This is a genomic window from Burkholderia sp. JP2-270, assembly GCF_003233675.1.
In the GTDB taxonomy this organism is placed as follows: domain Bacteria; phylum Pseudomonadota; class Gammaproteobacteria; order Burkholderiales; family Burkholderiaceae; genus Burkholderia; species Burkholderia pyrrocinia_C.
In genome coordinates this window covers 339132-361974 of record NZ_CP029828.1, presented here as the reverse complement: position 1 = coordinate 361974, position 22843 = coordinate 339132, and the positions used below count along the sequence as shown (strand labels likewise).

Here is a 22843-nt window from a genome sequence, read left to right as displayed (position 1 = left end):
ACAACAAGGTATACCTCGTACCCCGAGCTAGTGATCGAAATTCGGGGTGAGGTTTTTTCAATAGCGTCACCAACTTTACCTGTTCTTTTCAATCATCAACGACAGATGATCAAGATCCTCTCGAAGTAGCGTTAACGCCTCACTGACCGCGCTATCACCTTTCAGTTGTCGCTTCGCTGGCCGTATGACTGATTGCACTGCGAGGTCCGCAATCATGTCGGCGATCTCATCCGCGGTACTCGCTCCGTCAGATTTGTACCAGAATGCCGGCCAGCTGCACATGCCGATCAACGTGAACGCCGTGATCTTTGCGTCGACTACCCGGAACACTCCCCCACTCACACCTGCCTCAATCGCTGAGACAAAGTTGCTCAACACCGCACGCTTCGCGTCTTCGTTCGCGTGATATGCACGTTCAGGCAGTTGCTGTTCGGTACGGTGGATAACGCGGAATTCGTTGTAGTGACTGAGAATCAGCATCGTGTGCTGACGGACCAGTAAGTGTAGACGCTCTCTCGGATCCGCACTTTCCTCGGCGACTACCTGGCTCGAAAGACGCTTCGCCCTCAGCGTCACCTCCTCGACCAGTGCCGTAAGAATCTCATCCTTGTTCTTAAAATAATAATAGACTGCGGTACGTGTTACGCCGAGAGCATCGGCGATTTCCTGCATGGATACGCCACCGAAACCCTTTTCGATAAAGAGCTTCGCTGCCGCGTTCAAGATCTGTTCTTTCTGTCCCTCTGCATTGACTTTTGCCACGAAACGACTCCAGATAGCGGTCGACGGCAGGAAGCGCCGCGATACCGTAGTGTTGTTCGTGCAATTGTAATGCCAAGTGCCCTGCTTTCAGGCTGAATTCGCTTTACAACCACCAGGTCCCATTGAAGGTTACTCCGGTACCGGCGCCAGATTGATCCCGGCGCGATTGGCTATTGGATGTGATCCGCTTTAGGAATCCTGGACTGATCCGAGCGTGAGTTTTGAGGCAAACTTGACCCTGAGCCAGGAGGTGGTTTGTCATGAAACGAAAACGCTTTTCGATCGAACAGATTGTGGCGGTGCTTAAGCAAGCTGAGCTGGCGTAGACCAAAATAAAGTTGTCTACATGAACGCCCCCCTTTGCGCCGGACTTTCGAGTCTTCGAAAAACAGGATGGGCTGCAGCTCTACATTCGGCCTTGTTGCAGCCTGATTCGCTGCGGGCCCCTATGAAATCCGCAGACTCACGCCTCATTCACCTCGCGAGCTGGTCAGGCTCAGACAACTTTTCAGGCTTAGTGAGTCCCAGGTCCTACCTGTCTTGTCATCACGCTCGAATGCCACCGCAACTTTTGACGTTCCACCCCTTCAGCTCAACTTTCAGACAAACCAGAGAAATCAGGCCGGTTTAACGCTTTCGTAGTCCTTCCGGTAGGGTCGCTGATGTGCCAGCATTGCCCAGATTATTCGGGCAAGCTTGTTGGCCATCGCGACGATGACGACGTTCAACGGACGCCGCTGTTTCATCTGCGTCACCCATAGACCTGGCTCTCTCACGCGGTAGATGATGCTGCGCGCGCCGTGCACGAGCAAAGTCCTGAGATAGGTATCACCTCGCTTACTGATTCCCTGTAGCTCTATCTTGCCGCCGGAACCCGTCTGTCCCGGGACGAGACCGAGCCACGCAGCAAACTCTCGGCCGGATTTGAAGGCTTTGGCCTGTCCCATCGTTGCCACTGCCGCCGTTGCGGTAAGCAGGCCTACGCCTGGGATCATTGCAATTGCTTTGGCAGACGGGTCGTCTTTCATCCACTCATGCAAACGGCGCTCGATCTGGCCGATCTGCCGATCGAGGTCATCCAGACCTTTCCATTGCTCGCGTAACGTTTCGATCAGTATCGCTGGCAGGCGTCCCGACAATCTTTCCAAAACCCCAACGACGGATTTGTCCAACGCAGCTCGACCGACACCCATCACCTCGCCATACTCGGTCAGCAATCCGCGCAGGCTGTTGATCTGCATCGTGCGGAACTTCACCAGTTGCTGCCGCATGCGATGCAGCGCGAGCACTGCCTGTTGAGCCTCGGTCTTCACGGCAACTTCCTTGCTGTCCATCTGCGTAGCCATCCAGATTGCTCGAGCATCGGCAGCATCGTTTTTGTTGCGGATGTTGAATGCCTTGACGAATTTCGCTGGCATCAGCTTCACCCGGTGGCCCATCTCGATCAATCGCCGCGCCCAGTGTTGGGATCCGCTGCAGGATTCCATCCCGATAAGACAGGGACTACGATTCGCAAAATATTCGAGAAACGCCGCTCGTTTCACAGGTCTGTTCACGATCTCACCGGTTTCGGGGTCCACCCAGTGCACCTGCATTACGTTTTTTGCGATGTCCACACCCACGATCGTATGCGTCATGATGGATCCTCCGGCTGAGTAGGCCAATATGATCTACCGATTTCTATTCAGTAGCGACCGCATGGCACGAATGTACCGCCGACGCTACACGCAGCGATGGTGGGGGGCGTTCATATCATTCACCGTTTGCGAAGTAAAAATGTCACTTCAGAGGTCGACACCGACGCGGAATCGGAAAATTGCCAAGAAATCATGGATTTGCGTACCGCGAAATAAAATCGTCACCGCGCGTGGTGTCGCGAAGACCGGCGTCAATTCCCCGTAGTGCCTGCTGTCGCAGTCACGCGATGTTCAACCCTTGCGTTTGAACAGGCGATCGTTGATCGCGCGTGCAACTTCCGGATCTGCGCCCTATCCCAGGTGACGTTCGTAATAGCGTCGCGTCAACGCCTTGCGGTACGTAGACTTCATCGGACAAGCCTTGTCTGGCGACCAACCGCCGCCTCCGTAACTGCCACCACAGATCGCGCATCGATACGGCGACTCGAGCAGGCGAACATTCACGACGTAGGGGGCCTCATAGCCGCAGCGGCGACACGCAGTTTCCAACTGCCGATAATGCGCCGGACAGGTGTTGAATTTCAGCATCTGGTGCACCACGCTATGGTAGCCGCGCGCAATGCAGCTGCGGCAGTGACGAAACAGTGGACTGTACTGGCGCCGCTGACTCGGGTGCAGCAGTCCAATCTCGAGCGACGCATAGGGAATACCGAGGATGCTGTGTAGCCGCGCAACACTGACGATACCGAGTTGGGGTACTACGCCCTCGTACGGATCGACATCGGGGCCCATCACCCGCGCCACAACATTCCCAGGCAATGCATTTACTTTCTCGAACTTCCACAAAATCGACACGAGCGATTCGCAGGGGTCCAGCCAGCGCTTGTTGAACACGTAGCCCATCGACGGTGTCAGCTTTTGCTCGTCGAGCGTCAGAATCGGCAGGCGCGGCGGCTGGAGCGACGCTCCGCTACGCTGTGGCGAGGACCTGGCCGGTCGCATGGCGAGACTGAATGTAACCACATTGATGCGCCGCGTGCGTCCACAAGGTCGGCTCGGGACAGTAACCGGGCGCATCCATTAGCTCGCTGTCCTTCAAAACGATTTCCACCGCTCGCGCGAACGACTCCATCGGAATCTCGAGACGGCCCGGCAAACGGGCCTTGTGGTGGGCCGCCTCGAACGCCCGCCAGAGTTCACTCGCGTCGTCGAGCAAGCGATAGCCGGCGTCGAAAGCCTGCGGCAGATAGAATCGCGTAAAGCTCCAGTCGCTCGTCTCCGGATACGCAGTCTGATCGTAGCCGTTCAGACAGGTGGCGACATCGGCGACGTTGCGAATTCCGTAAAACGGCAGTTCCTCGACCATCAGGCGCGCGACGATCTGCGTCTTGCCGGCAATCTGCAGGGCGGTTTTCTGGGAGAGCAGTTCCTGTTGGCCGACGAGGAACGTGAACAGCTTAATTTGCTGGCGATCGAGTGCATCGTGAACGTCACGCAACCATTCGTATTCGTTTTCGTTGTATCGCTGCGCCTCGTCGCAAAACAGCAGCACGGTGCCGCTGCCAGCACGGGCAGCCGCTTCGCGAATGCGCAACGTCAGACGCATGCGCTTGGCCGAACCGACACCCGCGTTCGGGTTATGGTCTCCAACGGCCTCGAGCAAGTTGACGAAGAATGGGCCTTCGGCGTGCCGCGGCTTGTGCTCGCACTGCGCATGGTAGCTGGTAATCTTTGGCAGGTCGCGAGCCAGCAGTAGGCGCAGATATTCAATTGCCCGGGTCTTACCAATGCGCGGCGGGCCATAGATAAGCGCGCCCATGATGCGATAACGCAAACATTTCGTGACAAGATCGTAGAAAGCCTCAATGGCGGGCGTAGCGATCCGGTAATTGCCGGTCGCCAAGGGATGCAACGCCGGATCGATGGGACGTGGAACCTCGACTGACATGGTGTCCTCCTCTCGGAAACGTTGGATCAACCTACCTGACCGGTGCCGATCTTCAGCTTGCGCGGATGCGCCCGTACCTGTGGGACTTCGGGCTGCACTACACTGGTAGCCGGGTAGACTACGGCGGTCGACGTGGACATCGATGTCGACACCGGTCCCGGCGGCGTCCGAACGATTGGCGCGGCCGCCAGAATGCGAGCCGCTTGCGCCAAATCGGACGCGGCTCGGCGGGTTTTCCCCGCTTGCTCGAGTTTGGCGCGGATGTACTTCTCGATCCCGCTGGCATCCAGTGATGCCCGCAGACGCTTGCGGCTTTGGGCCTTGCGAATCTCCTGTCGCAAGGTCAGGTTGTGCGGCACGACGTGCCACGCACCTTGCGCGTCGAGGACACCTAATTCGGTGCCGTCGAGCAGGAATGCACGGACACTGCGCAAGTCGTCCGCGTTCAGGTAGACGAGCAGCTGCTTACCGATGAGCCCAGTGCTGCAAGCCAGAACGGGACTCGAATACCGTACACCGTAGAGGTTGATATGCGGTCGGATACCCTGATTCAGATAGGCGTGGACACGACAGCGCTTCGCCGACTGCATCAGGCACAGCGTGCGACGGCGAGGCTCCGGCAACCAGTTCACGAGCGTGTGTCGGCCACGGACGAACGATTCCATCGCCTCGAGCGGCGAGACGTTGTTGAGTCCGGTGTGCGGCGTGCCGTTGTAGCTCGCGATTGCGTATTCGACCAACTCTTCGAGCTCGTCGAAGGATACGAACAAGCGCAGATTCCCCTTTGGGTCCGACAAAGCGCGACGCAAATCGCGAGGATGGCCGCCGGTGTAGCCCGGCAAGCGCGAGGACAACCGAGTGGCGATCGTGCCAAAGAACCGCTCGATGTAAGGACGCTCATCCGGACTGTGCTTCGGTCCGGCCGCGACCTGGCAGCCAATGAACTCGCATAAAGCGGTCAGCGTCTCGGTGGCGAGATTCGCCTTCGCGTTGTCGAGCTTGATGCGCTCCCACGTCACGTACGCCAGCTCCGGCATGCGTTGAGACGGGTACCCATCCATGGGACCGTAGCCGAGTTCGCGAATCGTGAAGGACCGGGCTCGATGCGGCTCGAGCGCCGATTCGATCGCTTTGATGACGTCGTAGCGGCTGTATTCGCGAGCCAGAACGAGGTGATGCCCGAGCACAGCGCGTGTGCAAACGTCAATGATCACCAGCAACCAGACGCGTTCGATTTCGAACTCGTGCGTAAAACCGAGCGGATCGAGCATCACGACCTTGAGACGGATATCGAGCCGGTGTCCGTCGAATTCAACGACCTGGTAGGGGCGTGTCGCGACGGGCGCAGCGAAATCATCGCTGCGCGGCAGGCCTTTCAGATGCGTCGCGCCGGCGGCACGCGCAGCGGTGCCGAATCCGCTCAGCAGTTCGCTTTTCACGCGGGCCGAGAGCGAGCGGATCGCGTGGCTCGCCGTATTGAACGGATAGTCGGCAGCCACGAGGCCGCACTGACGACATTGCTGCAGAAAGCCCGCATGCAGTCCTTGCAGGCCGCGTAGGCGTGTGCGCAATTCTCCGCCGGTACGGATCTCGATCAACGCGACGCGGTGCTGCTTGATTTGCAACCGCAGCCACGCCGCGAGCACCGGGAAACGCTCAAGCAGTTGCGACAACGCGCCGACGGCGCCGCGGCTTCCGCGTTCGCCGTTCGTTTTCACCGGACTCAAACGGACGTAATCGGCAACGCGGGCGTGCAAGACCAGCGCGCGAAAGCCATAGAGGCGACCGTCCGGGTGCGCTGCGAGTGCCCGCTCGAGCAGGCGATAAAGTTGTCGTCGGTTGACTCCCGTGCTCTGCTCAATCTCCTTGATCGCAGCGCCACGCGCATACTGCTCGATCGCTGTCATACGCGCCTGGATCGATTCCCTTTCGGCAGTATCAAACTCGGTCCACGCGATGGTCGGCCAGGTCGACGGATCCAGTGTCTGAAATTCCGGCTTGCGACGTGCCATCATGCCGCCTCGGTTGCGACGAAGCGCGTCAGCAACGACAGAGGCTCGGTACGCAGATCAACCGCGTCCACGTGCCCTGCATACACGAGCGCGAAAATCGCCGCACGGACCAGCGCCGGATCGCCGACAGAGAGCTCACGCTCGATCTCGAGCAAGGTATGCGGCATCGTCACGAAAGTTTCGACTGCGCGTAGGAGCGAAGACGCGACCAACCCGCGCGCCGCGACCAGGCAGGGCAGCATGTGCCGCCAGTTATCGATCCAGGCGCGCGCGGCCGCGAGGTCGGTTGATGTCACCGACCGGACGGGAACGCCGTCCAATTCATACTTGGGGCGAGCAGCACGGAGCCGCATGTCCGCGAGCGAATCGGACAGGATGACCACCTCTTCGCGGTCGGCATAGCGGATCCAAAAATCGGCGAGGTAGCGCTGTCCGTTGAGCTGCACGTAACCCGGCCGCTCGCAAAATGATTGGACAGCGGGATCCGTTTCGATGAGCAGCCACAGTTCGGGCGCGCCACGTTGAAACAGCGTCAGTCGACGATCGAGTTTGAGGCTGAAGGCGTCCAGCCGGGGTGCGCCGCGGGGGCGCGGCGTCGTAACCGGCCGCATTGCGTGCCGGGAATCGTCCATAAGATCAGGGCCTTACAGTCGGGCTTCGAAGTCTATGACGCGAGTTGACAAATTTAATTCGGACATATGCGAATTGACGACTTTATTTTGGTGAGACTGCCAATAATGTCGTCAACTCACACGCCACATGCCTTGAACCGCGGGGATTCTGGAGTGACAGAATTAATTTGCTCTACGCGTAGCGAGGACCGTCCGGAAGCATCACCGGCACTTCGCCGCCTCCTGCCACGAGCTCGGTCACCCGCGCGGCGTACCCGGTCGGCGACGACGTCACGCTCACGCGGTAGGTACGCCAGGTGCCGGTTAGCGGACTGCGGGACTGGAATTTGAAGCTTCTGGTTACGGATGCTGACATGGGATTTTCTGTTTTCCTTGATCACGCGCCATACCGGAGCTTCACCGCCTCGGTCCGCGCTTCTGCCGACGCGCGCTTGCGGTCGCGACTGCGTTTCGCTTGTGCTTTCTTCTTCACGTCCTGTCCGGTGGTAGCAGGGATCTGCCACACCTCGCATTCGGAGTATGCCGGGTCGCCCGGCTTCCCGCCGAAGCTCCACGCGCCGCTGGGAAAACGCGCCACTGTCCAGAGTTTTTCGTCCATCATGTTTTCCGTCGTGTCAGTGAAACGATTCGTGGAGCCGCGCACGAGCTTCGATTTCGTCGCTGGTCAGCTGCCGCGCGTCCTCGCCGTCGGTCCGCCAATGGGTTCCGTCCGAGAGACGCGCAGTAAGCACACCATCACGCCCAAGCACGGCGAAACTGCGCGTCGCCTCTACGACCTCCGCGGCCACCGGTTTCACCTTCCGGATCGCGGCGTCAGCCTGTTCGATCCACTGCTTGTTCGGCTGTAGCAGATTCATAGTTTTCCTAGTCCTGCGCTCGTGATGAGTTGCGGGCGCTGGTGATGGCTCTGTCGGCCAGCTCGACGTGCGAGTGGTCGTCAAGATCGGGGTTCATGTCGATGGTCCGCGCGACCCACAACTCGTAACGCGCTGTCGCGTCGCTTTCCGTCCAGCCGTGCCGTATGTGCTGGCGAATGAAATCGGCTTTCGCCCGCTCGTCGGTCCGAGGTAGCGAGCCGCCCGAAGAAGAATAGACCGTTGGGATAAAGCGCATCGCCAGTTCCGATTTCCTATGTGCCTTTCGATGCGTCCGGCACCGCTTGTGCCTCGTTCCTGCCGAGCAGGGGAATGAAACGCTCCTCGCCGAGCTCGAGGCAGCGTGCTATCAGCCCGAAGGCAAACTCGACATTGCGCATTGATGGCCCGAAGACAGCTTTAGCGCTGCCATCTGGCTGCTCCTCAAGCACGCTATCAGTTCCGGCCATTGTTGCGTGCGATGCCATCATCGACAGGCCGCGGTAGGCCGAGGCGTAGAGGTAACCGAGCCCAGCGCGCTGCGCGGCAGCGAAGGCGTCCAGCGCAGCCTTCGGCTTGTCGACCTCCTCCTCAACCTGGCGCAATAGCGCGATTTGGTTTGCGGTCAAGTGACCGCCTTGAGATCCCTCTCGGATCATCGCCTGGGCCTGTTTGCGGCGCTCGAAGTCATGGCCGTCGGCCAGGCTGTCGAAAACGCTGGGGTCCGCAAGCGACGCAGCGCCAAAGAAGAGGAACTCGAAGGCGCTTCGCAAGAGAATGAGAGCTTCGGAAGCCATGCCGCGCTCGGCAAGAAGGAGACTCCCCTGACATGCGCCTAGGCAGCGAATCCAGAATGAAAGCGCTAGGATCTCGTGTGCCGCGTAGTGGGACACGTCGGCAGAGAACAGGCACGCCGTGACGCGATCCGAGACCGCCTCGGCTTTCGCCACGCTTGCGGCCAGTTCCGCGCGCAACTGTATACGTCCCGATTCAATCTCTGGCGCGAGAAATCCCTTAGCGGCAAAGTCGGTAAGTTTGACAATCATAACGGCGCGAGCAACCTATAAAGCTTCGTTTTCGTCAATGTCTGTTTCACGCGCTGGCCTCAGTTTTCGGTTCAACCCACGGTTGCCGGCTGTACCGTGGCAGCAGCGAGATTGGCTCGAGCCTGAGCAAGTGCTTCTTTGATCATCGCAAGCTGTTGTGTCCGGAGATTAGTGAAGCGATCCAGAAACGCGGCTTCGTCCAGAGGAAGCTGGAGCTCTCGACGCATAGCGAACAGAGCGGGCGGAAATTTCGGGCCCAGTGCGTCCAACTGCTTGATAAATACTTCGTAGACTTCGATGAGCTTCGACTCTCGTTCCCGGATAATTTTGCTACGTTCAGTTAGCGCCTTGGCAATCTCGGCCATGTGGTGCGTGAAATGCCCTCGCGCCGCCTGCCATATCTCCGCGGTCTTTTCGCCTTTCGCGACCAGATCCTGCTGAACCTTGATCCATGAATCTCGCAGTCCTTCATGAATCGCGACGCTCCTATCAAGATCCGCGAGGCGATTTTGGTGATTCTGCAATGCTGCACGCTGTAGCGAGAGTTCCCAGAATGCCACTCCCAGACAACTACTGAGCGCCTGGCACGCTGCCACGGTCTCCGGTGCCCCGACAGCGGCCACTTTGGCAAGGATGGCGTTGCTCGTTTGAAAGCGTTCAGAAGACTGCGCAACGGGCATCTCAGGGTTAATCAGCGAGGCTAGCGCGGACTGCATGGCAAGTGCGGATTCGACTGCGGGCAGAAAGACTTCACGCCGTAACGCCATCTCGCGCTCGCGGTCGCGCTGCGTCGCATCGTGTCCGAGCTCGTCGCGCTTAAGTCGGCGGTTGTGCCGGTTGGAAAGAAAGACACCGAACAGTGTGATGACGGATCCGACCACGCCACTGACGATGTTGCCGAACACGGCTGCGGGCATGCCTGCAATGGTGGTATCAGGCGAAGGCCCCGGAATGGCGTGCAGAAGCGCCATCATCGCCAATGTGCAGTCTGTCGGTACGAGCGTCATCTGGCTATTCCCTTCTTCCCGGCATCAGTCTACTTGCCGTTCACGACATCTTTGAATGCTTTGCCGGCGGCGAACTTCACCGTCCTCCCCGCAGCAATGGTGATCTCCTCGCCAGTCGACGGATTCCTGCCGGTGCGTTCCGCGCGGTGACCGCTCGAGAAACTGCCGAAGCCGATAAGCTGGACGGTCTCTCCACCGCCAACAGCGCGAGTGATCGCCTCTATAAACGCGTCGATCGCCGCGCCGGTTTCGGCCTTGCTATTGCCGGTCTGCTTCGCCACCGCTTCGATGAGTTCCTGCTTGTTCATTGAACACCTTCAGATGATTGTTGTTGCTGAGTTGGACAACTCATGGTTGCCGCCGGTAGCGGCAATAATCAGGCGTCCGGCGTTTTCCTATTAGAGACCGTATTTCGCAGTCAACTCCGCGATGCGTTGAGTGTCAGCTCGGTGCGCCGTAAGCGCTTCCGGAGAAACCTCTTCGAGCCGGACCTTTCAGCATGCGATCGTCGTATCCCATTCGGTCGCACGTTTCACGCGCTGCATCAGTTCGCTCAGCTCTCTGCGCATCGTCTGCTCCTGTTTTTCCCTGGTCTACGGCAAATTGCGTTGTTCTCTGCGGAGGAAAAGATCCTTCGCGAAATCAAAGAAATTTTCTTCAAGCCGCGCCATCTTCCCACCGCATATCGCTTGCAACACTTCAGGACTAACCTCTCTCCCGAATCTATGGCGCGACCCGTCGGCGGGATCCAGGGGTTCGTTCAACACAGCAGATAGCACACGCATCGACTGCAACTGTCTTGCCGTAGGGGGACGTGCCGTCTGCCATTCATCGGCGTGCCGCACGTTGTTAGCCGAAGCGACTACTACCTGCCCAAAGGAACACCCTGCAAACCGAGGCACAGCTGCGTCCCATTCGTGCTGGACACCTTCGATATCCGCCCTGAACGACTGAAGCGCGTTAGACAGCGCTACTACGATCGCTCCCGCATAAACGCCTCGGGCGACTTCGACCGCGCCTCTTTCATCATTTATTCGGTGATACGCGTCATAGTCGAGACTGGTCATTGGATGGGGGGACTTCTTCGCGGCGATCGCAAATTGCTCTTCGAGCGCCTGGTCAAGTCGTGTCACGTCATCAACCAACGGGAACACCGAGTCGAACATGACGGAAAGGACCGAAAAATTGAAGCGCCACCAATTAACGAGCCGAAAAAAAGCGTGGTACTCCGGGCTCGTCATCATAAGATCGCCGCGTCTTGTCAGCGCCAGATCTCCATTCACGACCGCGAGATCCCCCGGAGTCATCAGCGGAGTAATCTCGTTGCGATCCACAACATCGTCATAGTCAGGCACCGCGGGCTTTGCAGTGCCGCTATCAGTTGCAATTTTCTCTATTGACATGTTTTCCGTTCTTCCAACCCATCAACGATTTCCAAGTAATGCAGTGATATTCTCGACCCCGGCCGCCGAGAACACGGCCGGCCCAAGATGCATCACGTGTCCGTTCACGTGCTTCCTGAATGACGCAACCACGGGAACGACTCGGTGCGGGATCTTCGCTGCGGCAGAGACGTTCCAGTCGCTATCGAACACTACTGCGATCAGGAAGTCAAAATGCGCTCCAGCCAAGTCTCGAACAGGACTCATCTGCGTCGACGGGTTCGTGGGGGTCACTCGGCGCGCCTTAATTTCGTACCTCACCTTCTGCGCATCTATCGCGTCGTATCCCTTGCACGATTTCCCTGCAAGCTCCAGTCCCAATCTGGAAGAGACTAGCCATTCCGCGTAGTCGCCCGTCGGGTTATTGCCAGACCGAAGAACGCCGCGTCGTTGCAGCTCCGCGATTACAATGCAATGCGTGGCGAGGAGGTCGGCGATCGACAGTTTCGGCAAATCGACGCTGCCTGTAGCAGCAACGGGCGCTTGGCGATCCATTTGCTCCCCCCCGTTTTCCGTGGTTTTAACGCCGGTGGATCACTACACGACCGAGCGGCCCGCGAAGGCGCTCTCCCTCGAAGTCGTACACATATGCCCTCTCTCCGCGCAAAGCGACGTGTCGGTAACGACCCAACGACATGCCGCGCTGTTTGACTTCGATATCCTGAAACTGCGAGAGCAGCTCATACACTGAAAAACTGCCCGATGTGAAGGTCGGCTCATCGGCAACAGTCAGGGTGTAGCCAAATGGCAGGCGGTGTTGCCAATCCAAAAGTTCGATGTCTTGCATGTTTTCCTTGGTGCCGGCGCGCCGGCAGTTTCCGATGGCTAGCCGCGTTGCTTTTCGATGTGACCACGAAGGACCGCGCCGGCGATACCAACGATGCCCAGCAAAATAGCCGACACAGACTCCCAACGAACCGCGTAGCTTCCTTCTATTGCGTTTACTGCCGAGGCGGCGCCAATTGCCACGCTCGTCACACTGCACGCCATGAAAAAATGCTTTTTCATCCTGTACTCCTGCTCGGCTGCCGGCCGTGTGGGGCTCTAGCGCGCCAGGTTGTTTTCCAGTGCCGGCCGAGCCGGCGAATTTTCCTACAGCTTAAAAAATGTCCGAACCTGACGACAGGCGTCGGAGCGGGGAGCGAACCCTCGACACACGCTTGGTCGATGCTCGTAGACGGAGCATGACACCAGGACCCCGATCTCACCCACCAGCGCGACGCACCGATCACCCGCACACTTCATCCGACCGGTTTCACAATTGCACATCTCCTCGGGAATGCCATCGCACGTGTCCTCTTCGAGGAACTCGGGCCACGTGTCCGAGTACGCGCAGCACCCACCGCAGGATTGGCAATCGAAATGCATCGTCTTTTTCCCTGTCCGTGTTATCGGCACACGTGCGCCGACCATGAGGGAATCATATCGCCTCACAATTACAAATGAAACATCTATGTTGCATTTGATTTGACGGTAAGCACTAGTCCCCGATATGCATCCGCCTCCTTCACGGGCACTTCCTGCCCGGTTTTTTCGTAGCGGCCGATTTGTTGGCGAGTCAAGCCCCAACGCTCCGCAAGCTGCGTTTGGGTCAATCCGGCCTTCTTGCGCAGGGCCTGCGCGTCTTCGCCGTAAAGCACGTCGGTATCCCTCATGGGCGTTTATCAAATGGAACATAGGTGTTCCACAATCTTACCTCACCCGCGGGCGTCATAACACTTCGCAGAACATCTGCCTGAGTCTTCTATCGGACACGGCCAGATAGGGCAAAACGTGGTCCAGTTCCGCATGACCTAGAAGCTGCTGCACCGTCTCGATATCGTGCCCTTGCTCAACGAGGTTACTGGCAAACGAGCGCCGTCCCGAATGGGACGATCCACCGCGTATCCCCGCATCCCTGTAGAGCTTTGTGACGTAGGCTTGGAGGCTGTCACACGCCGAGTAATCAACCGGCTCCCCGGCCTCGTTGATGCGCCGCTTGGTGCTCATCGCAAACTTGCGGCCCGTGCCAGCAAGGACCAGGCAAGTTGACGGCGCGAGTCCTCGATAGCGCTCTGCGGTTAGCTCGGTTCCCATGCCGCGTGCAATGCGATGGTTCAGATAGCACTCCAGAGCCGAAACCGTTTTCGGATGCGTGAGATAGACACATCGCTGCCGACAACCCTTCGTGATTGCGGCCCGGAGACTGACCTCTGAACGGACCGCGCCCGATGGAAACAGCACGTCTTGAACCTCGATTTGAGCTATTTCGCTGACGCGCATTCCGCATGTAATGCCTAGCAGGAGAACGAGACAATCGCGTTCGGGATGGCGCGATGTTGCAGACGTGACGGCGAGTAGATGCCGGATTTTAGCCGGTCGAAGTGTTGCAGCTTGGGCCATGTGTCCCTCTGAACTGGATAGGTTAATGACGTATTCAGAGAGAGATTTGGTCGAGGTCTTTTTCAAGCGTATCACGGCTTGTTTATTCGATTCCTCGGAAAATCCGGCATCGCGTCGATCATCCGTTACCATTCCGCCGTATTGCAATAACTCGGCGATGATCGTGATCACTGAACTACAAGACCTACAGGCTCAACTCCGCGAACTGAATATTCGACTCGCGGACGTGAAGAAGGGCGAGAAGCAGGCCTATTTGGCCGATGTCCAGGAGCGCGTTGCGCTCTACGGCATCAGCGAAGATGAACTGTTGCGCGCGGCAGGCTTCCGGAAATCGCGCAAGCCGCGGGCGCCAGCCAAGTACTACGCCCCCTCTTCGGGTAGGCAGTGGTCCGGATTCGGGCCGCGACCGAAATGGCTGGAAGGCAAGAATCTCGACGACTACCTGATCGAGCGTGCGGCGAAACCGTGGTGGCCCGGAGAAGAAGCCTGACGGCTCGCCGCAACGACGATCGCGCCGATAGACGGTCCCACAGTCGGGGCGACCCTCGCGACAGTGTGCGCCACCCGCGCTCAAAACTTGCGGTACGCTGGTCCTCAACGGTTTTCAAGGGGGCGACGATGTGCTATTCCGCCAAGATCCAAGCCAACTACCGGGAATACGTTCGCCTCTATCTGAATATTACTAACTATTAGACCGCCGTAAGTCGTTGTTCGGTTGCGCGTTTCCGCGACGAACAATTTGTGGCTCCAGTTGTCCGGACCCAGCACGCAACGTCCGGACGATTGAGCAAAACATTAAGGTTCGCGGAGTGAGCTGATCTCCGCGAGCGTTACCGGTTTCAAAGGCGGTCGCACGCGCTGAAATCCAACGTCGGCAACGGACCGACATTGCGTAGACGCAAGCAAGTTAGCGACGGTGTAGCCGCATTGACGACCCTGACACGGTCCCATACCTGCGCGCGTGAATGCCTTTACCTGGTTAGGCCCCGGTTGACCAAGCTGCGCGGCGGCCCGCACTTCCGCCGCCGTTACCTCTTCGCAGCGACAGACGATTGCCTCATCGGATGGAGTGAAGATCTGGCTGCGAGGGCGATAAACCGAGTCCAGAAGCGGTCGCGTCGCCAGTTCGATTTCGAGCCGGCGACGTAAAGGCGCTGCAATCTCGCCAGCGCGTCCAGCAGACAGCGCACCCAATGCGACTGCGACGCCGATCGCTGCGAGTTCCCCGCGTGTGCATGCCGCTTTCGCGCCACCGATTCCCGCACCGTCACCCGCGACGTATAGGCCGCTCATACTCGCCCCGCCCCACGTGTTGAGTTCTGGCTCGAAGCACAGTTGCCGTTCGTTCCATCGATGACTGCACCCCATCGCCTGGGTAAAGTGAATGGATGGCACAACGCCTTCATGAACCAGAAGCATATCGGCTGCGATATCCCCCGACTGCCCGCTTTCCGTCCTATAGACGATTTGTTCGAGCCGATCAATCCCAAACGCCTGCAGGCTATTCACACGCCGAACAATCGGAAAACTCTTACCGCGCAGCTTCGCCGACCAGAGAAGCCCTTTGAGCAGGTCGCGCCAGCCTTCGGCCGCGCCGCGCAGAACCGGAATGCTCCGCCGCCAGGCGCCGCCAGGGGTGGTGTCAAGCCAGCCCGCGATACGGCCACCTGCATCGAGCAATTGCGTCATGTAGAGCAGCGGCAGCGGGCCACTGCCTGCCACCCAAACTGGGTGCTCTGGTATTTGATGGGCGGTCTTATGCAGAATTTGCGCCGCACCAACCGTCATTACCCCGGGAAGCGTCCAGCCTACAAAAGGCATGGGCCGCTCCTGTGCGCCCGTCGCCAAAAGGACATTCCGGACCTGGATTCCTTCAGCACCGCCGGCGCCGCTCATATAGGCAATCCAGTTCTTCGGATCCGTAGCCCTATCGGTCGCATTCGCACGCTCGATCTGCCACACACGTGTTTCGTTTCGATAGTGTGCGCCGCATAAACGAAATTCCCGCACCACAGCCGCGCCGGCACTGTATGCAGCCCCCAGTTCTCGATCTAGACCACGGGTGGCATTTGATTCGATGGCTCTCCATATCTGGCCTCCAGGCGCGGGCTGCTCGTCCACGACTAGCGTGCTCAAACCGAGTTGGGTTGCACGTATTGCAGCACTCATGCCGGCGGGGCCCGCACCTACTATAAGGATATCGAATGTTTGGGTCATGGACGTGCCCCCGAATTGCCATGATCGGCGTGATCATTTCCGGTGGTCGCCGCAGCACCGACATTGCGGCGGCCGTGTTGGCGCTCGATGCGCATCCCATCGCGCACAACCGTGAGGCATGTTTGTGTAGAAGCTATGCCGTCAACAACGGCTAGACATTCGAAGCACACGCCCATCATGCAGAACGGTCCTCGAGGACTGCCGCTACGCGGAGTAGTACGAGTGACAGGTTCCGCCTCCCGCACAATCACCGCGGCCACAGGTTCACCACGCTCGGCGCTGACGCGCTTTCCGTCAATAAACACGGTGACTTTGCCGTCCTCAGCGGGGCTAGATAACTTGCGAAACATCGAAGCGCCTATGATGGAAAAACTCGAAATTTTCTGGAAGTCTGCCGCGTGCAAGCTCGCGCGCAACTGGCCCGGCATGCACTGCGGCAAGGGTGATACCCGAATGACAAAGTGCGATCCATGCACCAGGAAACCTCGAGGATTCCGCATACACCGGATGTTCGTCCGGGGTGATGATTCGCAGGCAGGACCAATGCCTTACAAGGCGAGCCGCCCCTAGGTCTGGCAGGATGCGTAGTGCGCGCCCCGCCATCTTCTTGGCGGTGAAAGTACTTGTCCCCAGATCCATACCCACCTCCTCGTGACTCACACCGATCATTACCGTACCGTCACGCGTCTGACGTAATCCGCTGGCAGCGAGGCGCAAGATCGGGTCAAGTCGCTCCGTCACCAGCAGCTGCCCACGCTGAGGAAGCAAAGGGACGTTGAGTTCCACCATAGCTCCCAATGGCGTCGAACCAAGTCCAGCAGCAACAACTAACTGCCCTGCTTCGAAACAACGTGGCCCAATCGGCGTTTGCGCGTGAATTTCGAAGGTGCCGTCCTGACGCGGCTTAATCATCGTCACGGAATGATTACCGGCAATTGCGGCTCCGCGCGAGCTGATAGCCTGATGGAGCGCCCGCAATAGTTTGAGCGGATTGCAATGGCCGTCCGATGCACCAATCCCGGCGCCGACTACCTCCCGTCCCAGTCGTGTACCAGGCAAGAGCTTCTCGAGTTCTGATCGCTCGATCATGCGAGAACCCGGGTCGACATCCGGCGCTTGAGCGTTCCAGGCCGACAGGAACTCGGCCTCTTGTTCAAAATCCGTTGGGCTCAAGCAAAAGTGCACGCAACCGTCATTTTCATACTCGACGTCTATTCCAGTTTCATCGAGCAACGATGCCGCGAATTCCGGCCACAAGGCCACGCTCTCACGTGAGAGCTGTTGATAGCGTGGAGCGCCATAACCTTTTCCATATGCCCCAACCAGGCCAAAATTTGCTTTCGATGCTCGCGGGTCGCAATCTCCACCGTCAAGCACCAGCACACGCTTACCGTGCTCGAGCAGCCCATAAGCCAGTGCGCAACCGACAATCCCGCCGCCCACAATGACGACGTCATGATTCTCACGAGTCAAGCCAGCCTCTTCTCCTGAATGGTTGACTTGAGTCTATGAGCGCAGGTGCCTGGGCGTCAAAGTCGGATTTCGAGTGTGGGCTATTCCCACGGGTTATACGATATTTCCACGTCGTCGAGACGCTCGCCGTCCGCTCCTAAACGCCCCACACGTAATCGCATTAACGGCAAAGGCGGCGCCGATTAGCGACCCGGATTCGCGGGTGGCCGATGGGCATCGTTACATTCCCCCTACAGCGTGCCTCATGAGGCAGTCAGGAAAGTGAAACCGTCCCGCCATGTACTTCGCGAGGTCATGCACGGACACTCTGCCGCACAATGAAGACTGCACTCGCAGATGGTCCACTACTCATACAATTCCCACGATCGGACCCTATAACCTCGTGGAATACAGCGGCGTTCAAACTCGACTTTGACGGTCGAAATTGGCGTCCATATCCTGAAATTCAGATTGACATTGGCCCGCTATTGCTGGAGCACCAGAGATGAACTAGCGGTGCTCAGTGCTTATCGGTACGCATCCAGACTACGCACGAGCAGTAGATGACTGAGGGTAGGGCAACATGCAGGTGACGATTGCAGGAGCAGGCGCGATAGCCTTGGGGTACGCAGCATACCTCCTCGAGAACGGACATACCCCGAGGGTTTGGTCTCCATCTGGAGCACGGACGGTTGAATTCGTCGATGGCGCTCCGCTTAAGGCAAACGGAGCAATAAATGGAGAGTTTCATCTCGATGTATGCGTAGACGCGAAGGACGCCGCCGACGCTGACATCATCATCCTCGCGTTACCGGCTTATGGACACCGATTCGCCATTGAGAGCTTGATCCCTCATATCGGTGCACGCCACATGGTGGTTATAAGCGGACATCTTTCGCTCGTCGCGCTCTACCTAGCCAAACGTCTCGCCGAACGTGGTCTCGACATTCCAATCGCAGCTTGGAGTACGACTGTATTAACGTGTAAAAGCCAATCCACGACACAGATACGAGTCGGCGCGATCCGCACCAAGGTCGACATGGCCGCGCTTCCAGTTCGCCATGCGGATCGCGTCCATAAAACTTGCGTTTCGTTATTCGGTGATCGATTCCTTTTAAAGGATGACATGCTCACCCTCACGCTTAGCAACATCAATCCGCAAGATCACATGGGAATTGCGCTCACCAATTTGACGCGCATAGAGAAGGGGGAAGCTTGGGGGCAGAATTCGAATTTGACACCGTCGGTCGGGAAACTCCTGGAAGCTCTGGACGTAGAGCGAATTTCTGTTGCCACAGCATTTGGAAAGGCCGTAAGAACAACATTCGACCATTGCAGATTATCCTTTGATGTTGGTGGCGACTCTCTTTCTGAGATATCCACGAAGCTCGTCGAACGTGGAAGTGATCCGCTCGGACCGACAAGCATTGAGACACGCTATGTTCTCGAAGACGTTCCGTTCGGATTAGTGCCGACACTTCGACTCGCTAACTTAGCTGGAGTGAGTGCACCGTTGCACGAGAGTGGTGTGGCGATCCTCGGGGCTTGCTACGGTCGAAACTTTGTGGCGGACAACGATATCCTTCCAGAGATTGAACCCCTGGATATCGACACTCTTAAAAGACTTGTGGTCGACGGCTATCCCGCTCGAAATTAGATTGCATTTCGTTAATTCCAGATCTGCGGGGAGGGTTTCAATCCTAACAACGCGCTCCACTTCGGCAGAAGCACATCGCCAAAAATTTAAACCTCACATTAATTAGAGTTAGAAATGAATATTAAACCAATACTTATTGCTCTATGCGCGCTGTCCGTTCCATTTTCTGCATCCGCATACGATGGAAAGGAACTCAAGTTCGGAGTCGACAGCGCTTATCCGCCGTTTGAATCCAAAACCCCGACAGGAGAATTGGTCGGTTTCGACATCGATCTTGGTAACGCAATTTGCGAAAAACTAAAAGTGAAGTGCGTGTGGGTTCAAAACTCATTCGATGGCATGATACCCGCCCTTATGGCTCGGAAGTTTGACGCTATCAATTCGTCAATGTCCAAGACGGAAGAGCGAGCCAAGGCAATCGATTTTAGTGCGAAGCTCTACGGCAATTTCGAAGCACTTGTCGTAAAGGGCGGCTCCACGCTGGTAGCGGCCCCCGAATCGCTCAAAGGAAAGCGCGTTGGGGTTCTCGCCGGAAGCACCCAAGAATCCTACGCCCACAAACACTGGACCAATGGCGTTGAGATTGTGCCTTACCCCTCGCAGGACCATGTCTGGAGCGATCTTGCCGTTGGTCGTCTCGATGCAGCGCTGGCGTCCGGGCCAACCGCTGAGGCTGGATTTCTGAAAACTGCGCAGGGACGTGACTTCGGTTTTGCACGAGGCCCCGCAATTCATGACACCGCCATCTTTGGCCCGGGCGTAAGCATCGGCGTCAGGAAGGGAGACAAAGCGTTGCTCGATGCTATCAATGGAGCCATCGACAGCATTCGCAAAGACGGCACCTACGACCGGATTGCAAAGAAATATTTCACATTTGACATCTATGGTGGCTAACTGATCACGAAGCACTATACGGGGAATCGCACTGCATCCGACTTCCCCACGTAGAGTTTCGAGTTTGAACATAATTATAAATCCATGAAATTACGTTTGGAGAACTAAATGAAAATCAAAGCGACTGCTGCGTTGCTGATGACGGCTATTGCATTTCCTGCAGTGGCACAAAGTACCGTAACGCTGTACGGACTGGTCGATGAAGGAATCAATTATACGAACAACGTTAAGGGAAATAAGCAATTCTCACTTCAGAGTGGTAGCGTGCAAGGAAGCCGTTGGGGGATGAAAGGCGCAGAGGATCTCGGTGGCGGGCTTAAGGCGGTCTTCCAATTGGAGAGCGGCTTTAATATTAACAATGGTAAGCTTGGCCAGGGGGGGCTGATGTTTGGCCGACAAGCGTGGATTGGCATTGCATCGGACCGACTCGGTTCGATTCGCCTCGGTCGACAGTATGACTCGGTTGTCGACTACCTTGCAAAGACGACGGCGAATGGTACGTGGGGTGGCGGCACAATGTCCCACCCGTACGACAACGATAATACCGACAACAGTTTCCGCGTTAACAACACGGTCAAGTACGTAAGCCCCGAGCTTGCAGGCTTTAATTTTGGTGGCACGTACAGCTTCAGTAACGATACAAATTTTGCCAAGAATCGCCAGTACAGTGCTGGCGCGCAATACACCATTGGCGATTTGCTTCTCGCGATGGCGTACCTGCAAGCGGATCATCCGTCGGCAACCGCCGGGGGAGCTATCAACAATGGGGGCGATGAGAACTTCGTAGGCAGCAAATTGCGTGTATTTGGCGCTGGCGCTACTTACACGGTCGGCGCCGCAAAGATCGGGCTTTCGTACTCGAATACCTATGTCGCCGGTCCGACTACATCGGGATACGTTGGTCCGATTACTCCTGTCAGTGGCACCCTTTCCAGCCTGCGTTACCAGAATTTCGAGATCCACGGCAAATATCAGTTCACGCCGGCCTTCTTCGTTGGCGCGACGTACACGTACACTCTGAGCGATTTCAACGCTACTACCGGAAAACTGAGGCCGAACTACCAGACAGTCGGTCTCATGGCCGACTATTATGTATCAAAACGCACCGACGTCTATGTCCAAGGTGCTTATCAGCACGTAGGTGGCGACCGCACCGGTACTGTCCTCGACTACGCCTACGTGCCGGTGGCAAGCGACGTATCTTCTAATCGCAATCAGATTGTTGCACGCGTCGCCCTGCGACACAGGTTCTGATCAAATCGCGCGTTTCGGAATCAACAATAGGGGAACGTCACCCGGAGGTTCGGTATGGAGGGCCGCCTTCCGCTAGGCGGCCCTGCCAAATTAGTTTTTCGCCACTGAAGAAGACTCTCTTCCGACAATGCGCCGCACTTCGTGGATAATGTCGCCGTGTGTGCGTCCTAGATGGCTCGGATCGGGTCGCCGTTTCCGTTCACGTTTGCGAAGGTCGCCGCAATCACACTCCGACTCATAATCATTGTTCAATGGCCACGCGCGATGCCACGTAGGTGAGAATAACCCGGTAAATAAGCACACTTGTCACGCTGAAGGCGGTCTAACCAGCGCCCCCTTTACGGATGACAACAACTTCGGCCGCGTAAGCATCAAAGTAAAATAGACTCAGGCCGTTATTCAACCGTGTCGCGACCTAATTGGGCTAGTTTCCGAAAATCTCGGCACGAGTCGCTTCAGCAACTCGCTGGGCACATCGCTGGAATTCTTGAACCAATTCCAAGTTTTGCGGAGACTTTGCGTGACAGAAGTGAAAGTATTCTGGGATGTCGGGTTTGAATTGTCGAATTTCAAGCCGACCGCTCATATCGATGACCGACAAGGGGTGTACGAGGGAAACACCTAAGCCGGCAGAAACAAATTCGCAGAGTGTTGGCGTAGTCTCGCACTCGATTACGATGTCGAGTTCGACGCCACTGTTCCTCAAAACGTCGCTCAGGACGTTGGAGGTTTGGTTATGTGCGGCATAGCCAACATACGGAACATTCCGAAGATCCTCCGGCTTGATGTGCTGACGTTCGCATAGCTGATGGCCGATTGGCATAATGCAAACTAAAGGGCACTCCAAGATCGGTGTCACAACCAGATTTGGGTTGCTCATCAGATTTGTCGTAAAGCCAACATCCATCTGGCGCGTGGCAACGCGGTCTGAGACGATGCTCGATGCGCGCATGTGAACTGCAGGGTGTACATCCGTGTGGGTGGCAAGAAACATCATCGTCACTCGCCTGATAAACGCGCCCGAGAGCGCGGGAAGCACCCCTATCGCTAGGTGTCTTTTGTCGTTTCGCTGAATAATCGCGACTGCTTCTTCGAGCTGTCGCAGGCCGGAAAAAATGCGATCGACCTCTGCATAAAAACGCATGCCCTGCGCGGTCGGAGTCAGGCGACCCTTAACGCGTTCAAAAAGGGTAATGCCAGTCTCTTCCTCGAGGTGAAACAAATGCTTGCTTACCGCGGGTTGGGTGACGTGGAGGATCTCAGCGGCTCGACTCACGGTCCCCTGCTCAATCAGGGCCTTGAACGCCTCAATCTGTCGAAGTTGCAGTTGTCTCTTCAATCTTCACTCGCTATACCGGAACAGTGACCATAGGGTATTCAACCCTCCGTTGCAGTGAGACAGCCACCTTCTCAGCTGACGCTACATTGATCCCGCGAATCCTCGTTAAGGTTTCGATTATTATAGCGCGCGAGGGAACACGGGCCTCCCGATGTCACCTTCGTAGCTCACACTGGGGTCGTTTGTGGCGTCAACGATGAGCTTCCTCTTGTAGGGGCATCATCATGCCATGACCACCGCCTCGTTATACTAAATATTACTAACTGTAAATTATCGTAAGACGTCTACCTGGTGTGCCCCCCACGATG

General features: G+C 57.2%; 27 protein-coding genes. 4 read left to right on the top strand and 23 right to left on the bottom strand.

Features of this window, described 5'->3' with window-relative positions; translation table 11 throughout:
• Nucleotides 1-75 precede the first annotated feature (75 nt).
• The 19 genes from DM992_RS41100 to DM992_RS41010 form a co-directional block, all read right to left on the bottom strand.
• A complete protein-coding gene (locus DM992_RS41100; RefSeq protein WP_162631891.1) occupies nt 76-762 on the bottom strand; it encodes a TetR/AcrR family transcriptional regulator in 687 nt (228 codons plus the stop codon).
• A 617-nt stretch (nt 763-1379) separates the two neighbouring features.
• On the bottom strand, nt 1380-2399 hold the full coding sequence (locus tag DM992_RS41095) for an IS110 family transposase (RefSeq protein WP_059623654.1): 1020 nt from the start codon (nt 2397-2399) through the stop codon (nt 1380-1382).
• 351 nt (nt 2400-2750) lie between these two features.
• Nucleotides 2751-3302 (bottom strand): hypothetical protein, encoded by a 552-nt coding sequence (locus tag DM992_RS41090; RefSeq protein ID WP_081053972.1) that lies wholly within the window; start codon nt 3300-3302, stop codon nt 2751-2753.
• Nucleotides 3303-3369: 67 nt separating this feature from the next.
• The gene (locus DM992_RS41085; RefSeq protein WP_111022022.1) at nt 3370-4347 is read right to left on the bottom strand and encodes an ATP-binding protein; all 978 of its coding nucleotides are present in this window, start codon (nt 4345-4347) and stop codon (nt 3370-3372) included.
• Between the two features lie 26 nt (nt 4348-4373).
• Nucleotides 4374-6359 (bottom strand): DDE-type integrase/transposase/recombinase, encoded by a 1986-nt coding sequence (locus DM992_RS41080; RefSeq protein WP_111021898.1) that lies wholly within the window; start codon nt 6357-6359, stop codon nt 4374-4376.
• Complete coding sequence (locus tag DM992_RS41075; RefSeq protein ID WP_034178681.1) at nt 6359-6991, bottom strand: hypothetical protein; 633 nt, start codon at nt 6989-6991, stop codon at nt 6359-6361. The genes DM992_RS41080 and DM992_RS41075 overlap by 1 nt, the downstream gene beginning before the upstream one ends.
• A 376-nt stretch (nt 6992-7367) precedes the next feature.
• Entirely contained in the window at nt 7368-7589 is a 222-nt protein-coding gene (locus DM992_RS41065) for a hypothetical protein (protein ID WP_111021896.1), read from the bottom strand.
• Between the two features lie 16 nt (nt 7590-7605).
• The gene (locus DM992_RS41060) at nt 7606-7848 is read right to left on the bottom strand and encodes a hypothetical protein (protein WP_111021895.1); all 243 of its coding nucleotides are present in this window, start codon (nt 7846-7848) and stop codon (nt 7606-7608) included.
• Nucleotides 7849-7855: 7 nt separating this feature from the next.
• On the bottom strand, nt 7856-8104 hold the full coding sequence (locus tag DM992_RS41055; RefSeq protein ID WP_111021894.1) for a hypothetical protein: 249 nt from the start codon (nt 8102-8104) through the stop codon (nt 7856-7858).
• 16 nt (nt 8105-8120) lie between these two features.
• The gene (locus DM992_RS41050; RefSeq protein WP_111021893.1) at nt 8121-8891 is read right to left on the bottom strand and encodes a DUF5677 domain-containing protein; all 771 of its coding nucleotides are present in this window, start codon (nt 8889-8891) and stop codon (nt 8121-8123) included.
• A gap of 71 nt (nt 8892-8962) precedes the next feature.
• A complete protein-coding gene (locus DM992_RS41045; protein WP_162631890.1) occupies nt 8963-9898 on the bottom strand; it encodes a hypothetical protein in 936 nt (311 codons plus the stop codon).
• A gap of 29 nt (nt 9899-9927) precedes the next feature.
• Entirely contained in the window at nt 9928-10206 is a 279-nt protein-coding gene (locus DM992_RS41040) for an HU family DNA-binding protein (protein ID WP_060349282.1), read from the bottom strand.
• 285 nt (nt 10207-10491) lie between these two features.
• Nucleotides 10492-11301: a hypothetical protein gene (locus tag DM992_RS41035; RefSeq protein ID WP_111021891.1), complete on the bottom strand. Its 810-nt coding sequence runs from the start codon at nt 11299-11301 to the stop codon at nt 10492-10494.
• A 21-nt stretch (nt 11302-11322) separates the two neighbouring features.
• The gene (locus DM992_RS41030) at nt 11323-11835 is read right to left on the bottom strand and encodes a hypothetical protein (protein WP_081085392.1); all 513 of its coding nucleotides are present in this window, start codon (nt 11833-11835) and stop codon (nt 11323-11325) included.
• Between the two features lie 25 nt (nt 11836-11860).
• Nucleotides 11861-12127, bottom strand: a complete 267-nt coding sequence (locus tag DM992_RS41025; protein ID WP_111021890.1) for a hypothetical protein — start codon at nt 12125-12127, stop codon at nt 11861-11863.
• 38 nt (nt 12128-12165) lie between these two features.
• Nucleotides 12166-12348 carry a hypothetical protein gene (locus DM992_RS42200; RefSeq protein WP_162631889.1) on the bottom strand — a complete coding sequence of 61 codons (183 nt, stop codon included), beginning with the start codon at nt 12346-12348 and terminating at the stop codon, nt 12166-12168.
• Nucleotides 12349-12432: 84 nt separating this feature from the next.
• The gene (locus DM992_RS41020) at nt 12433-12708 is read right to left on the bottom strand and encodes a YkgJ family cysteine cluster protein (protein ID WP_111022021.1); all 276 of its coding nucleotides are present in this window, start codon (nt 12706-12708) and stop codon (nt 12433-12435) included.
• Between the two features lie 83 nt (nt 12709-12791).
• On the bottom strand, nt 12792-12995 hold the full coding sequence (locus DM992_RS41015) for a helix-turn-helix transcriptional regulator (RefSeq protein WP_059522815.1): 204 nt from the start codon (nt 12993-12995) through the stop codon (nt 12792-12794).
• Nucleotides 12996-13050: 55 nt separating this feature from the next.
• Complete coding sequence (locus tag DM992_RS41010; RefSeq protein ID WP_343212495.1) at nt 13051-13893, bottom strand: site-specific integrase; 843 nt, start codon at nt 13891-13893, stop codon at nt 13051-13053.
• Here DM992_RS41010 and DM992_RS41005 point away from each other — a divergent pair.
• The gene (locus DM992_RS41005) at nt 13886-14212 is read left to right on the top strand and encodes an H-NS histone family protein (protein WP_111022019.1); all 327 of its coding nucleotides are present in this window, start codon (nt 13886-13888) and stop codon (nt 14210-14212) included. The genes DM992_RS41010 and DM992_RS41005 overlap by 8 nt on opposite strands.
• A 305-nt stretch (nt 14213-14517) precedes the next feature.
• On the opposite strand, the gene DM992_RS41000 is transcribed toward DM992_RS41005, so the two are convergent.
• From DM992_RS41000 to DM992_RS40990, 3 genes are read right to left on the bottom strand one after another with little or no spacing between them, the layout of a single operon-like run.
• Nucleotides 14518-15939, bottom strand: coding sequence for an NAD(P)/FAD-dependent oxidoreductase (locus DM992_RS41000; RefSeq protein ID WP_111021888.1), 1422 nt, complete (start codon nt 15937-15939; stop codon nt 14518-14520).
• Nucleotides 15936-16289 carry a (2Fe-2S)-binding protein gene (locus DM992_RS40995; protein ID WP_111021887.1) on the bottom strand — a complete coding sequence of 118 codons (354 nt, stop codon included), beginning with the start codon at nt 16287-16289 and terminating at the stop codon, nt 15936-15938. The genes DM992_RS41000 and DM992_RS40995 overlap by 4 nt, the downstream gene beginning before the upstream one ends.
• Nucleotides 16270-17412, bottom strand: a complete 1143-nt coding sequence (locus DM992_RS40990; protein WP_239511565.1) for an FAD-dependent oxidoreductase — start codon at nt 17410-17412, stop codon at nt 16270-16272. The genes DM992_RS40995 and DM992_RS40990 overlap by 20 nt, the downstream gene beginning before the upstream one ends.
• Before the next feature lie 562 nt (nt 17413-17974).
• Between DM992_RS40990 and DM992_RS40985 the strand changes: the two genes are divergently transcribed.
• The 3 genes from DM992_RS40985 to DM992_RS40975 all read left to right on the top strand — a co-directional run bounded on the left by DM992_RS40985 (nt 17975) and on the right by DM992_RS40975 (nt 21196).
• Entirely contained in the window at nt 17975-19048 is a 1074-nt protein-coding gene (locus DM992_RS40985; RefSeq protein ID WP_111021886.1) for an NAD/NADP octopine/nopaline dehydrogenase family protein, read from the top strand.
• 114 nt (nt 19049-19162) lie between these two features.
• Nucleotides 19163-19942 carry an ABC transporter substrate-binding protein gene (locus tag DM992_RS40980; protein WP_111021885.1) on the top strand — a complete coding sequence of 260 codons (780 nt, stop codon included), beginning with the start codon at nt 19163-19165 and terminating at the stop codon, nt 19940-19942.
• Nucleotides 19943-20050: 108 nt separating this feature from the next.
• Nucleotides 20051-21196, top strand: a complete 1146-nt coding sequence (locus DM992_RS40975) for a porin (protein ID WP_111021884.1) — start codon at nt 20051-20053, stop codon at nt 21194-21196.
• A gap of 424 nt (nt 21197-21620) precedes the next feature.
• On the opposite strand, the gene DM992_RS40970 is transcribed toward DM992_RS40975, so the two are convergent.
• A complete protein-coding gene (locus DM992_RS40970) occupies nt 21621-22535 on the bottom strand; it encodes a LysR substrate-binding domain-containing protein (protein ID WP_111021883.1) in 915 nt (304 codons plus the stop codon).
• Nucleotides 22536-22843 lie beyond the last annotated feature (308 nt).